This window comes from Pseudomarimonas arenosa (assembly GCF_014841215.1).
In the GTDB taxonomy this organism is placed as follows: Bacteria; Pseudomonadota; Gammaproteobacteria; order Xanthomonadales; family Xanthomonadaceae; genus Pseudomarimonas; species Pseudomarimonas arenosa.
The window spans coordinates 169,560-185,442 of sequence record NZ_JACYTR010000006.1; the positions used below are offsets into that span (position 1 = coordinate 169,560).

General features: G+C 61.7%; 10 protein-coding genes. 8 read left to right on the top strand and 2 right to left on the bottom strand.

The annotated features are described in order from the left end of the window. Positions 1-56: 56 nt before the first annotated feature. Positions 57-290, top strand: coding sequence for a hypothetical protein (locus IFO71_RS04975; protein ID WP_225444386.1), 234 nt, complete (start codon positions 57-59; stop codon positions 288-290). A 64-nt stretch (positions 291-354) separates the two neighbouring features. Here IFO71_RS04975 and IFO71_RS04980 read toward each other — a convergent pair whose 3' ends face one another. Together IFO71_RS04980 and IFO71_RS04985 are read right to left on the bottom strand one after the other, a co-directional pair. Continuing rightward, positions 355-888 carry a lipocalin family protein gene (locus tag IFO71_RS04980; RefSeq protein ID WP_192028434.1) on the bottom strand — a complete coding sequence of 178 codons (534 nt, stop codon included), beginning with the start codon at positions 886-888 and terminating at the stop codon, positions 355-357. Positions 889-989: 101 nt separating this feature from the next. After that, positions 990-2,651: a GspE/PulE family protein gene (locus IFO71_RS04985; protein WP_192028435.1), complete on the bottom strand. Its 1,662-nt coding sequence runs from the start codon at positions 2,649-2,651 to the stop codon at positions 990-992. A 368-nt stretch (positions 2,652-3,019) separates the two neighbouring features. On the opposite strand from IFO71_RS04985, the gene IFO71_RS04990 reads away from it, so the two are divergent. From IFO71_RS04990 to IFO71_RS05020, 7 genes are all read left to right on the top strand, one after another. Beyond that, positions 3,020-4,891 carry a M1 family metallopeptidase gene (locus IFO71_RS04990; protein WP_192028436.1) on the top strand — a complete coding sequence of 624 codons (1,872 nt, stop codon included), beginning with the start codon at positions 3,020-3,022 and terminating at the stop codon, positions 4,889-4,891. Continuing rightward, the gene (locus IFO71_RS04995; RefSeq protein WP_192028437.1) at positions 4,892-5,842 is read left to right on the top strand and encodes an alpha/beta fold hydrolase; all 951 of its coding nucleotides are present in this window, start codon (positions 4,892-4,894) and stop codon (positions 5,840-5,842) included. A 912-nt stretch (positions 5,843-6,754) separates the two neighbouring features. Further along, a complete protein-coding gene (locus IFO71_RS05000) occupies positions 6,755-9,259 on the top strand; it encodes a hypothetical protein (RefSeq protein ID WP_192028438.1) in 2,505 nt (834 codons plus the stop codon). Positions 9,260-9,532: 273 nt separating this feature from the next. Then, positions 9,533-11,488: a GMC family oxidoreductase gene (locus IFO71_RS05005; RefSeq protein ID WP_192028439.1), complete on the top strand. Its 1,956-nt coding sequence runs from the start codon at positions 9,533-9,535 to the stop codon at positions 11,486-11,488. A 37-nt stretch (positions 11,489-11,525) separates the two neighbouring features. Then, a complete protein-coding gene (locus IFO71_RS05010) occupies positions 11,526-13,685 on the top strand; it encodes a patatin-like phospholipase family protein (protein ID WP_192028440.1) in 2,160 nt (719 codons plus the stop codon). Further along, the gene (locus tag IFO71_RS05015; protein WP_192028441.1) at positions 13,672-14,805 is read left to right on the top strand and encodes a hypothetical protein; all 1,134 of its coding nucleotides are present in this window, start codon (positions 13,672-13,674) and stop codon (positions 14,803-14,805) included. The genes IFO71_RS05010 and IFO71_RS05015 overlap by 14 nt, the downstream gene beginning before the upstream one ends. A gap of 67 nt (positions 14,806-14,872) precedes the next feature. Then, a complete protein-coding gene (locus IFO71_RS05020; RefSeq protein ID WP_192028442.1) occupies positions 14,873-15,658 on the top strand; it encodes a DUF4198 domain-containing protein in 786 nt (261 codons plus the stop codon). The last annotated feature ends 225 nt before the right edge of the window (positions 15,659-15,883 follow it).

Genomic DNA, 15,883 nt, shown 5'->3' on the forward strand with positions numbered 1-15,883 from the left:
CGGCATGCACCGGTTGTGGTCGGGTATCCGTTTGCTTAATGCGCAATCTGGAGTCGATGCGGATCAAGTTGCATCAATCCACGGACAGGCTTTCCGAGCGCGCCGTCCTTGGCGCGCGATATCAGGTTGCTGAAATGAGTCTCAGCAGCCTGCGAAACCTGCTGCAGGTCATTCCCGTGGGTCAGGATGGCAACATCGGCGGGCCGGCCTCTATCCGCCGGCTGCCGTTCTGGCTGGTCAATGGCTACAAGCCGCTGCTGATCGACCCGGCGCAGCTCGCCCCGCCCTGACCTGCTGCCAGCGCTACCGCGCCAAGGAAGGCGCAGGCAGAGCGTGCTGTGCAGGGAGCAGAAGTCAGGAGGAGGGCACCTGCTCAACCCGACGCAGTTCGGTCGGGTCGACACCGTACGCGCTCAGTCGGGTCAGCCAGTCCTGCAATTCAGCCTCGTCGACCTCGGCTTGCCGATGAAATACCCAGGCCAGATCCCGCCGCGGATTGCTGAGCAGCGCCCATTGATAGTCGGCGCTCACTTCCAACACATGCAGATCGGACTTGAAGGGCCAGACGAACTGCACCTGCCAGTGCGCGCCGCCGCTGCCCGGCTGCACGGTCGAAACGCCCTGCCAACGATGCTCAGGCCCATCCCAGCGGCGCTTAAAGACATAGTCGTTGTCGATGCGGCCATCTTCGCGCAGGCGATACACATCACGCGCCGTCAGCTTGCCTTCCTCAAGCCAGTAGGGCACATGGGCGATCACATACCAGGTGCCCATGAAGCGTGGCAGATCGATCTCGATCGCAGGGGCCGGCCGCGTGGGCAGGCTGCTGCAGGCAGTAATGCCAATCATCAGCAGCAGGGCGAGTGGCCATCGTTTTCGACAGTGCATGGCAGCCTCGGCACAACACACGATGGCGGCAGCTTGGCAGATGGCCCTCGAAGGTTCTGTGATAGTCGAGTGAACGCAGCGTTAAGCTGTGATCGTGCTGGTCATACGGCGCGCACCCGGAACGCTTCGGTTAGCGAGATCGTGCCTGCGCGCGCCATTTCGATCGCCCGCTCAGTAATTGGCACCATGCCCTCGGCTACGGCCTGCTGGTGAATTTGGTCGGCTTCGGCACCGTGGCAGATCCGCTTGCGCAAGGGTTCGCTGATGAACAGTAGTTCGTACACTGCCGCGCGGCCGAAGACGCCCAGGCCGTTGCAGCGCGAGCAGCCCGAGCCACGGTAGAAGGTTTCATGTTCGGCAACGCCGAGAGTCTTTCTGATCAAAGGTTCGATCTGCTCGACCTGGCTGCAGTAGGCGCAATTGAGTCGTACCAGCCGTTGCGCCATGACCGCGGCCAACGAGGCGCGCAGCAGGAACGGCTCAACACCAAGATCCAGCAGGCGGGTCACCGCAGTGGCAGCGGTATTGGTGTGCAGGGTCGACAGCACCAGATGGCCGGTCAATGAGCTCTCCACCGCCACATTGGCGGTTTCACCGTCGCGAATTTCGCCGACCATGATGGCGTCGGGATCGTGGCGCAGAAAGTTGCGCAGCGCCCGGGCGAAGGTGAACCCTGCAGCGCGATTCACCTGCATCTGCTGTACGTCGTCGATCTGGTACTCGACCGGATCTTCGATAGTCAGGATATTGATGTTCTGCTTGCGCAGTTCAAGCAGCATGGCATACAGCGTGGTGGATTTGCCGCAGCCGGTGGGGCCCGTGGCAAGGAAAAGGCCATGGCTGCGATTGAGCAGGTCGGTCATGTGATCACGATCCAGCGGACTCAATCCGATCTGATCGATGGTTTTCAGACTCTGCTCGGTGTCCAGCAGGCGGATCACCACGCTTTCGCCGTGCACCGTTGGCATCACCGAGATGCGCAGGTCGATCTCCTTGCCCTCATCGGTGCGCAGGCGGGTTCGGCCATCCTGCGCCTGTCGATGTTCGGCCAGATTCATCTTGCCCAACACCTTGATGCGCGACACCAGCGCCGGCGCCAGCTCGCGCAGAAAGCTTCGCACCAACACCAGCTCATCGTCGATCCGATAGAGCAGATCGAGGTGCTTGGAGTTGGGCCGGAAGTGAATGTCAGACGCACGTCGGTACAGCGCTTGTTCCATGACGCCGTGAATCAATTTGACTGTCGGCTTTTCCTGCGCCAGTCGTTCGTATTCACGTGGGTTGTCTTCGATTTTCTTGCCGCCGCCCAGGCCCAGCTGACGAGCGATTTCGGCGTCTTCGGCATTGTCGTAGAGGCGGGCGATGGCATTGCGGATATCGCTGCTGGTGGCAATCACCAGACTCACTGGCCACTGGCTGAGGAAATCCAGGGCGGCCAAGGCGCTGGCATCGCTCAGATTGTCGACCGCCACCAGCAGACCCTTGGCGTGCTGCAGCAGGGGTAGGGCGGACAGCTGCCGCGCCCGCTCGGCCGGGATCAGGTTGAGCACCGCCTGATCGACCTCGATGCCATCCAGTCGGGCCAGGGGCAGGCCGATGGCCTCGGCCGCCGAAAACACCTGAGCCGCGTCTTCGTCGGCCACCCGCTCGCACCAGGCCTGACGATCGAGCCGGGGGGCGCTGTCGGGCGGCTGGCCACGTTCAAGATAGCGTTGCAGCGCGGTGGGGTTATCGAGCAACGCAATCTGACTGGATTTGTCCATGGCCATGCCCATCGGTCGATCTGTCCGCCACCTTAGCGCAGGCCAGAGCAACCGATTTTGACCTAAGTCGGGGTGGTGCTCGACAACAGCGCCGTCTTCACATCTTCATGCACCCTTCGGCACGCTCTGGCTGCGATGAGGTGGGGTGTGGGGGTGTAGCTCGTGACCCTGGCCGAGCCTGTAGAAGCCTGATCAAGTGCAGCCGCAATGGCAAGCCTGTCGCGCCTTCAGGCACCGTTCGGCACGCTCAGGGTGCGATGCGGTCGCGCGAGGTGCCTGCGGTGGCGCGGGCACAGAATTTCGACGCCAGCCCCGAGCCTTGCTCCCCCTGCGGTACACTGCGGCGGTTTAGCCGCCGAGGTAGTTCGATGCGATTCATGCTTTTCGCCTTGCTGGGTCTGTTGCTGTCGTCGACTGTGTTTGCCTCCGACGCCGCGCCGCGCGCCGGTGACGAGCACTCCTATGCCGAGCCGGACAAGGTGCGGGTGGTCGATCTTGGGCTGGATCTGCGAATCGATTTCGATCAGCGCATGATCAAGGGCAGTGCCGACCTGCAGCTGGAATGGACCGATCCCGAGCATCGCCGTCTGCAGCTCGATACCCGCGAGTTGGTGATCGACAAGGTGATGGGCAAGCGCCGCGACAGCGGTTGGTTTCGCCTGCAATGGAGCCTGTCTGAGAAGGACCCGATCCTCGGCCAGATGCTCAGCATCAAGATGCCGCGACAGTACGAAACGGTGAGGATCCGCTATCGCACATCGCCCGAGGCCTCGGGCCTGCTGTGGCTGCCCGCCGAATTGACTGCCGGCAAGCGTCTGCCCTTCATGTTCAGTCAATCGCAGGCCATTCATGCCCGCTCCTGGGTACCGCTGCAAGATACGCCGGCGGTGCGCTATACCTACTCGGCACACATCGAAAGCGATCCCAAACTGATGGTGTTGATGAGTGCTGACAATCAGCCGGACACCGCTCGCGATGGCGACTATGTGTTTCGCATGACTCAGCCGATTCCGTCCTACCTGATGGCGATCGCCGCTGGCGATCTGGTGTTCAAGCCGATCTCCGAGCGCGCTGGGGTCTGGGCCGAGCCTGCCACGGTCGATGCGGCAGTGGCCGAATTCAGCGACACTGAACAGATGATTCAAGCGGCCGAATCGCTATACGGGCCGTATCGCTGGGGACGCTACGACCTGTTGATTCTGCCGCCGTCGTTCCCTTATGGGGGGATGGAAAACCCGCGGCTGAGTTTCATCACGCCGACCGTGATCACCGGCGATAAGAGCCTGGTGGCCCTGATCGCCCACGAGTTGGCGCACAGCTGGTCGGGCAATCTGGTCACCAATGCCAGCTGGAAGGACATCTGGCTCAACGAAGGATTCACCAACTACGTCGAGGGGCGCATCAGCGAGGCCGTGTACGGGCAGGATTTCGCCGACATGGAAGTGGTGATCAACCGCACGGCACTGGCCGATGAGCTGAAAGAGGTGCCGCCTGAGCAGCAGATCCTGATCTTGCCGCGGCAAGAGGGCAAGAATCCCGACGAAGCACTGTCCGATGTGGCCTACGTCAAGGGTCACTGGTTCCTGAGTTTCCTCGAGCAGCGCTTTGGTCGCGAGATCTTCGATCCGTTCCTGCGCAGCTGGTTTGATCAACATGCCTTCGAGAGCGTCAGCTCTGAAGACTTCGTCGACCATCTACGCACCGTGCTGCTGCCGCAAAAGCCCAATGCGGTCAGCGAAAAGGAACTGCAAGCCTGGCTGCATCAGGCCGGTGTGCCGAAGGTCGCCCCCAAGGTGCAATCAGAACGCTTGCAGGCGGTAGACAAGGCGCGCCAGCGCTGGTTGAAAGGCCGAACGCTGGCCAAGGATCTCGACACCAGCGGCTGGGTGACCCAGCAGTGGCTGCATCTGCTCGATGGCATGCCGAACGAACTCGACGGAGAACAGATGGTCGAGTTGGATCAGGCGTTCAATTTCACCGGCACGGCCAACGGCGAGATTGCCATGCGCTGGTATCCGCTGGCGCTGCGCAGCGGTTATTTCGAGGCGCGCCCGGCGATTGCCGAGTTCCTGCAGACGATTGGTCGGCGCAAGCTGATCATGCCGATCTACCAGGAATTGGCCAAGTCGAAGGATGGTCTGCAATTCGCCCGTGATGTGTTTGCCCAGGCGCGCGCAGGTTATCACCCGATCACCATCGCCTCGATCGAAGCACTATTCGCCGAGGCGAAAGGTGGTTAAGTGACCAAGCGTCGTCGGCGAGCGCTGTTGCCGGGGCTGCTGCTCGGTACCTTGATCGGCTTCCTGGTCGTCGCCGGGCTGCGTCCACACTGGGTGCTTGAGGCCGAATTCGCCCGTCAGCGCTGGCTGGCGGGAGCCAGTGAGCAGCAGATTGACATCGACGGCCAGACCTGGACCTTTCTGCAGGCCGGTGAGGGCCCGCCGTTGATCCTGCTGCACGGATTCACCGGCGCCAAGGAAAACTGGCTGCCGGTGATGGGGCACCTCAGCACGCGTTTTCGCGTGCTGGCTCCGGACTTGCCCGGCTGGGGTGAGTCTGGCCGCAGTGCTGATGAGGATCATAGTTTCTCCGGTCAGGCTGCGCGACTTGAACAATTCGTTCAAGCGGTGAGCGGTGGTCAGTCGGTATTCCTGGTCGGCCACTCGATGGGCGGCGGCATAGCCGCCATGTCGGCCGGTCAGCGACCGTCCTGGCTGCGTCGCCTGGTGCTGATGGATGCCGCCGGGCTGCCGTTCGAGAACGCCTTCTCCGACTTGGTGCGAGAAGGCAAGCACCCGTTCGAAGTCACCGATCAGGCGCAGTTCGAGCGTCAGCTCAACATGGTGTTCAAGCAGCCGCCGTGGGTTCCCTGGCCGGCTGACCGCGCCTTCATTGAGCGTCGTCGAGCCAGCGCGGCGTTCGAGCGTGAAGTGCTGGCTGCGGTGGCCGGTGATGAGGCGCGCGCCTTTGCACCGGGCGACGCCGCCGCCAACATTGCCGTGCCGACCCTGCTGCTCTGGTGCAAGGACGATCAGATCATCGATGCCAGCGTCGCCACGGCGTATGCTGCGCGGATTCCCGATGCGGCCCTGGTCTTGCTCGACGACTGCAATCACATGCCGATGATGGAACAGCCGGCCGAAATCGCGCAGCTGATGCTGGAGTTCTTCAGCTCAGCTCCGCCGCAGTAGGTTGTTTGTTGTAACTAAGCTGACTATTAAGGAAGGTCTGAACAAGTCTGAACTTGTTCAGAGATTCCTTGAGTAATGCCTTTGATGGGGCGCGGCAATCGACGGGCGTCTGTTATTGATTCGGCACCTTGAAGTTTGAACATCCTGTTCAACGTCAAGTCCCGCGCGTCCGGAACCGTTCGACAGGCCCACGGCAGGCATGCCCGTAGGCGCGGGCGCTTCACAGCGACTATGCGGCTGCGCGCGAGCAGTCCATGCATTGAGTGCTTTATTGAACGGGCCAGTTGAAACATCAATGGGCCGGTTCAATAACCTGCCAAGGGCGCGCCCTGAGCCTGTCGAAGCTTGTCTTGGCTAAACTATCAGCTAAAGTTTGGCCGATGATTCTGCCGCCTGCCTGTGCCGGAAGCCTCGCCACCAGCCTGTGCGAGGCGCTGTCGAGGCTCGCATCGACAAGCTCAGCGAGCGGGCCGACCTGCGATCGACCTGCGCGCCAGCTACGGGTGGCGCGCGGTCTGGAATCCCAGAACTGTGCGGCAGTTCCGCTTTTTCAGTCGGCACATCGGGGTAGGTTCGGCTAGCCGTCGGGCAGCTCTCGAATCAGCGCGATTTCCTGGCAAATGCGGCCATGTCCGAGATCGTTTTTCGCCAACGTCGATCGAACGCGCTGCTGTGAACTAGTTCACTCTCCGCATCTAACATGTTGATTGGTCAAGGTGCGATATTTCGCGCCTTGATGACACCGTGCGCGCGGGTAGGGCTGCCGCATAGGCAAGGCAAGCATTGACCGCTGCTCCCGGCAGGCGATCTGATGGCCTCAGGTTCACGCGATGCAGCGGCTGCAATCGGCCGTGGGGCAGGCGCAAGCGCTGCGCATCGCCTGGGGGTCGTGCTGGCTGGGCTGGGGGGCGTATGCGCAAGTTGATCGTGGTGTTGGGGCTGGCGGCGCTGGCGGGGGGCATCATCTGGTGGATTACCCGACCGGCAAAGGACCCGTGCGAATTCGACGGGCAGGTGAAAGACGAGGCCTTGTGCGTCGGCGTCACCGCGGACCAGCTGGTTGGTGCCGATGAAGACTATTTTGCCGACATGGATTACGGCGTCAGCAAGGACGCACAGCTCCTGGTCGAGCGGCTGCAGGACTTCGTGCCCGGCATCACGCCCGAGGAGGCCAGAAGGGCGATCGCCAGTGGCCGCAACAACTGGATTGTCTGGACGGCAGGCAATGACAAGTTCTGGGATCAGATCGGCAAGGATTCGAAGGGCACGCTCGACTTTCTGAAGATCCTGTCCAACCACCCTTCGTTGAAGTTCAGTCGTGACAACCGCTGGAACTACCTCGGTCTGGTCAATGAGCCCTGTTTCCGCAAGGGCAGCGCAGCGCGCGCGGATCGCTGGGGTCTGTGGCTGGATGTGCGCGATGAGGACTGTCCGAAGGATCCGTTCGAGAATGCCGACAAGTATCCGGGCGTGGAGATCGGCGCGCGCGGCAAGGACATCGAAGCCGGCTCCTACTATGGCTACGCCACTGGCATTGTCGGATTGCGTCTGTTCCCCAACCCGGCGTTCGACAAGGCAGCGCAGGCCGACTGGGATGCCGACCGGTTCTACACCGATCCGGACTACTACAACAACAAGAATCTGATTCGTCCGTACCGAGTCGGCATGTCTTGCGGCTTCTGCCATGTCGGTCCCAATCCGACCAACCCGCCGGCGGACCCGGAGAATCCGCAGTGGGCCAATCTCAACTCGAATCCCGGCGCGCAATACTTCTGGATCGATCGTATTTTCTCCTGGCAGGCCGACCCGACCAGCTTCCCCTACCAGCTGTTTCATACCGCGCGTCCAGGCGCGCTGGATACGTCCCTGGTCAGCTCCGACTACATCAATAATCCGCGCACCATGAACGCTGTCTACAGCCTGGTGGCACGACTGGAGAACGCCAAGCGCTTCGGCGAGGAAAAGCTCGCCGGTGGCAGTCTTGATAACGCACAGTTCAATGATTATCTGCCCAAGAGCAGCCCGTTGAATCAGTTCTTCGAAGCGCCGGACACGGTTTTCACCCCGCGCGTATTGAAGGACGGCGCCGATTCGGTCGGCGCGCTTGGTGCACTTAACCGCGTGTTCGTCAATATCGGCTTGTTCAGCGAGGAATGGACGCGGCATTTCCGTCCGCTGGTCGGCGGTAAGACCATCACCCCGTTCCCGATCAAGACGGCGCGGAAGAACTCATCCTACTGGCAGGCGAATGAGCGGCAGACGCCGAATCTGGCCCTGTTCTTCGTGGCGACGGCTCGGCCTGACTATCTGCGCAATGCGCCCGGCGGTGAGCAGCATCTCAGCAGCGATGAAGCGGTGCTGCAGGAGGGCAAGATCGCCTTCGCCGAGAACTGCGCGCGCTGCCACAGCAGCAAATTGCCGGAGAAGGCTTATAGCTTCTTTCCCAATGGCTGCGTTGGCCCCAATTACCTGCAGTGCTGGGATGCCTACTGGGAGTGGAGCAAGGGCGAGGAATTCAAGGCGGAAATGCGCGACCTGGTGCAGGCGCCGGATTTCCTCGATAACAACTTTCTCTCCACTGAACTGAGAGTTCCGGTGACCTTGCTGGAGACCAATGCCTGCAGCCCGCTGGCATCCAACGGCATCGCCGAGAATATCTGGGACAACTTCACTTCTGAGTCGTACAAGACCTTGCCTTCGGTCGGCTCGATCACCGTGCACCATCCGATGACGGGCGAACCGAGCCGCTTCGAGATGCCCGGTGGCGGGCGCGGCTATACGCGCCCGGCCTCACTGATTTCAGCGTGGTCGACGGCGCCCTTCCTGCTCAACAACAGCCTGGGCGATTTCTACCCCAGTGGCTCGGTGGAAGACCGGATGAAGTCGTTCGACAGCTCGATCCGCCAGTTGTTGTGGCCGCAGACCCGCGCCGGTGATCGGCAGTACACCGTCGCCAATGGCAAGCAGGTACCGGGCCTGATCGATCGCACCACCATGCGCAGTTTCCTGCGAATTCCGCGCGGCTTCCTGCCCGACAAGTTGCAGGCCCTGATGGGGCCGCTGGAGCGCTGGCTGCCCTGGCTGTTCGACGATGCCGGAATCGAGATCGGTCCGATTCCGAAAGGTACGCCGGTCAATCTGATCTCCAATATCGATCTCGACCATCCCTTGCGCACCGTGCCGACGGTGATCGATGTGGTGAAAGCCTTGAAGAAGATTCCACAGGATGCGACTGAGGAACAAGCGATTGAGATCTTCCGCGAGCGCGGCATCGCCGATCGACTGCTGGAGGTCAGCAAGTGCCCCGACTTCGTGGTCAATCGCGGCCACTACTTCGGAACCGAGTTCGCAGGCAATTCGCCGGGTCTCAGCGATCAGCAGAAAGAGTCCTTGATCGAGTTCATCAAGACTTTCTAACCGTCGTCTGTGCCGTCGGGCGGTTGTCTGAGCAACTGAGCAACAGACGCGGCCGGCGACAACACTCTCGACCTCGAGCGACGCGAAGCGCCGCCCGGGGGAGGTGCAGAGCAACAAAGCCAATGTTCGATGAAAGCCTACCTCGGAGACTCAAGGATGGAGCTCTTCCGCAGGCGGCTGGCAAGTGGTCAGCAGACCCGCAGCGTATGTAGCAGTTAAGCCGGCGTGCAGTTGAAAACGCCCCGCCGCCGGCCTTTTTTTGAGGTGTCGAGCATGCAATCGAAGACTGAATACGACTACATCGTGGTGGGTTCGGGTGCAGGTGGTGGCACCGTGGCTGCGCGTCTGGCTGAGGCGGGAAAAAAGGTGTTGTTGTTGGAGGCCGGCGGTGATCCGGTGAAGCTGCAGGGCGGTGATGCTGTGCAGCCGGAGACGAATCGCCTCCCGGATGACTACCAGGTGCCGGTATTTCACGCCATTTCGTCGGAAAACAATGCGATGAAGTGGGACTTCTTCGTCGATCACTACAGTGACCCGGTGCAGCAGCGGCGCGACCCGAAGTTCAGTGAGAACTGGAGCCAGCAGAACACGCCGCCCGAGGATCCGGCGTTTGGTGGCCCGACGCGGCCTGATCTTGCGGCAGGTCAGGGTCCCTACACCCGCGGCGTGTTGTATCCGCGCGCCGGAACGCTGGGGGGCTGCACTGCGCACAACGCCATGATCACCGTCTATCCGCACAATGCGGACTGGGACTATATCCAGACGCTGACCGGCGACAGCTCCTGGTCGCACCTCAATATGCGGCGCTACTTTCAACGCCTGGAAAACTGCCATCACCGCACTGTCTGGCGCTGGATCAGCAAGCTTGGCATCAACCCGACCCGGCATGGCTTTGGCGGTTGGCTGCATACCGAAGCCGCCTTGCCGATCAAGGCGGCGTTGGCGGACTGGCCGCTGATCAGCACGGTGGTGGAGTCGGCTGGCAAGGCACTGTCGGAAGTCGACGACAGCTACAGTTTCGAGAACAAGATCGCTGAAGTTGAAGGTAAGGGTGATCCCAATGACTGGCGTCTGGTGCGCGAGAACGCCGTCGGTCTGCGCTATCCACCATTGGCGACTCGCGGTCACCGGCGCAATGGCAGTCGCGAGCGGGTGCTCGAAGTGGCCGCCAGCACCGGCAACCTGCAGATTGAACTCGATGCTTTGGCGACCCGCGTGCTGTTCGAGGGCAAGCGCGCAGTCGGTGTTGAGTATCTGAAAGGGGCCAAGCTCTATCGCGCCAGCTGGAATCCCAGTGCCGAACCGGGCGAACTGCATCAGGTGCGCGTCAAGCCCGGCGGCGAGGTGATCCTCAGCGGTGGCGCCTTCAATACGCCGCAGCTGCTGATGCTGTCCGGCATCGGGCCGCGCGATCAGCTTGAGAAGTTTGGTATCGAGGTTCGCGTCGATCTGCCTGGCGTGGGGCAAAACCTGCAAGACCGCTACGAGGTCGGTGTCGTCAATCAGATGCGGCAGCCGTGGGAAGTGCTGCGCGGTGCCAAGTTTGCTGCGGGCGACCCCCAATATCGACAGTGGCAGCAGGGCGAGGGCGTTTACACCACCAATGGCGCGGTGTTGGCGGTGATCAAGCGCTCGGTGCCGGAGCGCCCCTTGCCTGACCTGTTCATCTTTGCCCTGCTCGGGTTGTTTCGCGGCTACTTTCCCAGCTACTCCTCCCTGTTTGCGCAGAATCTCGACTGCCTCACCTGGGCCGTGCTGAAGGCGCACACCAACAACACCGGCGGCCATGTACGCCTGCGCTCCAGTGACCCTCGTGATCCGCCCTTGATCAACTTCAAGTACTTCGACGAAGGCGATGATGAAAGCGGTGAGGATCTGCGCTCGGTGGTCGAGGGCATCAAGTTTGTGCGTCGGATGACCGCGCCGCTGACTGCCTCAGGGGACATCAAACGAGAAGTTATGCCCGGCCCCACCGTGCAGACCGATGAGGAGCTGGCCGACTTCGTCAGGAATCGGGCCTGGGGTCACCATGCCTCCTGCACCTGTGCGATCGGCCCGCAGAATCGCAATGGCGTGCTGAATGGCGACTTCGAGGTGCACGGCACCGACGGCCTGCGCGTGGTCGATGCCTCGGTGTTTCCGAAGATTCCCGGGTTCTTCATCGTCACCTCGGTGTACATGATTGCCGAGAAGGCCGCCGAGGTGATTCTGGCCAAGCGAAAACCTTGATCGAATCCCTTCTTGTCGTCCAACCGAGTGCCTGGTTATGAGCTCTCACAGTGAGCCCAGCGAAAAGTTCAGTTGCGTCGAGGCGGCCGAGCGTGAACGGATCGATGCGCAGCGCCAGCAGCGCGGCGTGGCCAAGGACGAGCCGTACAGCGCGCTGTGCCTGTCCGGCGGCGGCATACGCTCGGCCTCGTTTGGTCTCGGTGTGATTCAGGCCCTCGATCGCTTTGGTGTGCTGCGCTACGTTGACTACCTGTCCAGCGTATCCGGCGGCGGATACATCGGCAGTAGCTACACCTGGCTCACCCATGCGCAAACCGCGCAGGATTGGACCTTTCCGTTTGGTACCAGCGGTCTCGGTGCGCGTACTGCAGGTGTCGTTTCACCGCTGAATTTCATTCGCCAGCACGGCAACTATCTGAAGCCGGGGCAGGGTCTGGGCACGGCGGCCCTGATCGGAAACTTCCTGCGCAATTCACTGCTGGCCTTCTTCATCTACTTCATGCTGCTGACCTTCGTGGTGCTGGTGCTTGATCGCCTGCAGCTGTTCTCCTCCTTGCCATCTGCGGTGAATGCAGCTCCTTGGATGAATCCGATTCTTGCCGCCGCGCTGATCGTGGTCGGCCTGTTTGCCCTGCTGGTGCTGGCCTACTCGATTGGCACCTATCTGTTCTCCGCCATGTCGAAGCGCGACTACCTGTTGCGTGTCTGCGCCCAGCGCTACTCCGGCCGCTTGCTGTCCTTGCTGGCGATCCTGCTCGCATTCGCCAGCCTGCCCTTGACCGAGCGCCTGTTGAAGGAATGGCTGGTGCACGCCGGCAGCACCATGAGTGTGTTGGGTGGGCTGGCCAGTGCGCTGGAGTTCCGCCGCCGGCGCAGCGAGGCGGCGGCTCAGACCGCGAGCAATGGATCGATCTGGACGGTGCTGGCTTCCCTGCTGCTGATCTATGGCCTGCTACTACTTAGCTTTGCCTTCAGTCGGCACGCCGCTCAGGCCTGGGGCTGGGATGTCGCTGCAGGTATGGTCTTCCTGCTGCTGCCGGCCCTGGTATTCGGCTATCTGGTCGATATCAATCACTTCGGTCCGGGGCGCCTCTACCGCGATCGCTTGATGGAAACCTTCATGCCCGACCTTGGCCAGATCGCCGGCCTGGTATGGCTGCCTGCGGTGCAGGCTGATGCAGCTAAGCTCAGTGCTATGTGTCCGGCGAGTGGGTTGGGGCCCTATCACATCCTTAACTGCAACGCGATTCTGGTGGGTTCGAAGGATGCGCGCTTTCGCGACCGCGGCGGAGACTGTTTCATCCTGTCGCCACTGTACTGCGGCAGTGATGCCACCGGCTGGGTCGATACCTGCAAGCTCAACAACAATCGCATGACGCTGGCAACCGCCATGTCGATCTCAGGGGCTGCACTGAATCCCAATGCGGCCAATAACGGCGTCGGTGCGACGCGCAGTCGTTCGGTTTCCTTCCTGCTCAGCTTCTTCAATCTTGGCCTGGGGCATTGGGTGCAGAATCCGCGCGTGACCCGCTGGCGACGCTGGCTGGGCCATGTGCTGCACGCCAACTTTCTCTACCCGGGACTCAGGCAGGGGCTGCTGGGCGCGGGCTTGAACGAAACGGCCGGCTTCATCTGTCTGTCGGATGGCGGCCACTTCGACAACACCGGACTGTACGAAATGGCCCGGCGTCGACTGCCGCGCATCATCATTGCCGAGGCCGGCGCCGACCCCCAGCACGCTCTGGCCGACCTCGGCAACGCGGTGGAGCGGATCCGGGTTGATTTCGGTCACCACATTCACTTCCCCCCGGGACAGCTTGAGGCAGTGCGCCCGGTGGCCACTGATGCGGGCGATGAGCCACGTGCCACTCAAGGGTTCGCAGTCGGAAAGATCTACTACTGCGATGGTAGCGAGGGCGTGCTGGTGTACATCCAGGCGGTGCTGATTGCCGATCTGCCGGCCGATGTCGAAGCCTACCGGCGGCTTCACCCACAGTTTCCCGATCAGCCCACCACCGATCAGTTCTTCGATGAGGCGCAGCTTGAGGCTTATCGAGAGCTGGGTTACCAGATCAGCAAGCGCATGATCAAGAGCAATCCGCTGGGACTGGCCAACCTGCCGAGCACCCCGGCGTTTGGCCTGAGCGCGCTTGCAGAGCAACGGCGTGCAGCGGAGGTTCGCAATGAAAGGTCGTGATATGTCTCGCCTGGCGGCATTGCTGCTGGTTGCCGCCCTGGTCTGGCGTGTAGCCCCCGCGCTGGCTTCTGATCATGCCGACCCTCAGCTGGGGGGTGACCCGAATGCCAATATCTCCGACCTGTTCGCATTCCCCAATAACCACGGACTGGTAGTCGTGCTGGATGTGCATCCTGGTCTGACTCAGAGTCCACCACTGCCGCTATCGGCCATCGAGTTCGTCCTGCATTTCGACTTCAAGCCCAACCTGTCGTTCGACAATGAGGAGGACCGGCGTCGCTACGGTGGCAGCATTCGTAAGCCGGATGCGATCAGCGCCGACGCCAGCTTGCATCTGCGCCTGAATGAGCAGGCTGAGCTCTCTCTGCAGCAGGTGCAGGGCTTGCACGATGCCGCATCGATTCGCATCTTCAGCGGTTTGCGCGATGACCCATTCATATTCCCGCGCTTCTTTGGCAAGAATGTGGTGTCGATGACCTTGCAAATACCCTGGTCGGCGTTTCCAGATCAGCAGCGCAACTTTATGTTGTGGGCGGTCACGATGAAGCAGGGGCAGCAGACCGATCATGTCGGGCGTTCCAATCGCACCCAACTGGGCCGCTTTGACTTCCTCAATCCGTTGCCACCCAGCGAGCACCTGCCAGCGATCATGCAGGTGATGGATCAACGCGCCAAGGTCCAGGCCTTTCTCGGCAGGTTCAACGAGACCCAGGCCCTGGCCGGGCTGTGGCAGTACGTGTTCTCGATACGAAAATATGATCTGGTGCCCGATGTGATGATCTACAGCCGGGATTTTCCGGTCGGTTTTCCTAATGGCCGACGCCTTGAGGATGATGTCGCTGCCTTGACCTGCTCGGTCGGCGATTGCGTGCTGCAGGAGGTGTCGTTCATCGAAGGCCAGTGGCCAAGACAGACCATCAACGACAAACCGTTCATGCCCGATTGGCCCTATCTGGCCGAGCCGTGGCCGGACAAGCCGGCCGGCGCGCCGCGCATCAGTCTGTTTGCTTGGTGGCCGCTGTACCTTGGTCTGTTGCTGCTGTTCGCCGTCGCGCTCGGCTATAGCTGGCTGATCTTCCGATGGGGGTTGCGGCGCGGTCGACAGCAGGCGGAACACTGACTTGCGCAATCAGCGCCGATCGCGGCCTTGTTCGGCACGCTGGGCGCTCGGCCCCCGACTGAGCCTGATGTTAGCCTTGGTCATCGCTCCCTGGCCGTTGTCGGCGCACGAATTCTGGCTCGAGCCGGACAGCTTTCGACCGCTGCCCGCCAGCCTGGTGGCCGTTCGGCTGAAGGTCGGCGAACCGTTTGCCGGCGAGGCCGTGGTCAGGCGCTCGGCGTCGATCCGGCGCTTCGACGTGCACCAGGAAGACGGGGTGGTCGCGCTGTCGGGCTCCGAAGGTATCGAGCCGGCTGGGTGGTTCCGCTACCAGGGCCCTCGCGCAGCTGTCGTCGCCTATCGTGGTCAGCCCTGGGTAGCGCGACTCAGCCTGCCGCGATTTCAGCGCCATCTTGCCGAGGATGGCTGGGCGCATTTGATCGAGCACGATGCCACGGGGTCGAACCGCGGCGACACGGTCGCCGAGTCGGTTGAACGGGAGGCGAAGGCCTTGCTGGGAGACCTCGATGACCCGCAGCATCAACGGCGTATCGGCCTTAACTTCGAGATCGTACCGATCACCCTCCCAGAGCAAAGCGGCGGAGCTTCTCGAGTTCGACTATGGTGGCGGCAGCAGCCAGCCGCTAACCTGTTGTTACGTGCGGTCAATCGCCAGGCGCCGGAGGCCGGACTGGCCCTGCGCAGCGATGCCGACGGCTACGTCGATTTGCCTGCCATGGCCGCAGGGCGCTGGCTGCTCAGCGCTGTCTACATTGAAGCCGCGCCCGTCTGGTCGAGCGAAGATTGGCGCAGCTACTGGACTTCCTTGACCCTCGAGTTGCCTCAGTCGCCGGCATCAGACTCCTCCCTCTGAGGCGCGTAGTGCCGGCGGCGCTCGAGTAGGGCTGATGCCAGATACGGATGGTCGCATCCATCGCTGAAACGATAGCGCTACGCTGCCGGCGTTCTGACGGCTGCTAGTGTCCTGTCGCCGAAATAACATTCATAAATGACGTATACTTTTCCGGGCTTGGTTGCGGGAAACGCTGATGGGCCGATTGCGCGCGGATGGTGAGATTGAGCTCTTCGTAACCCGATA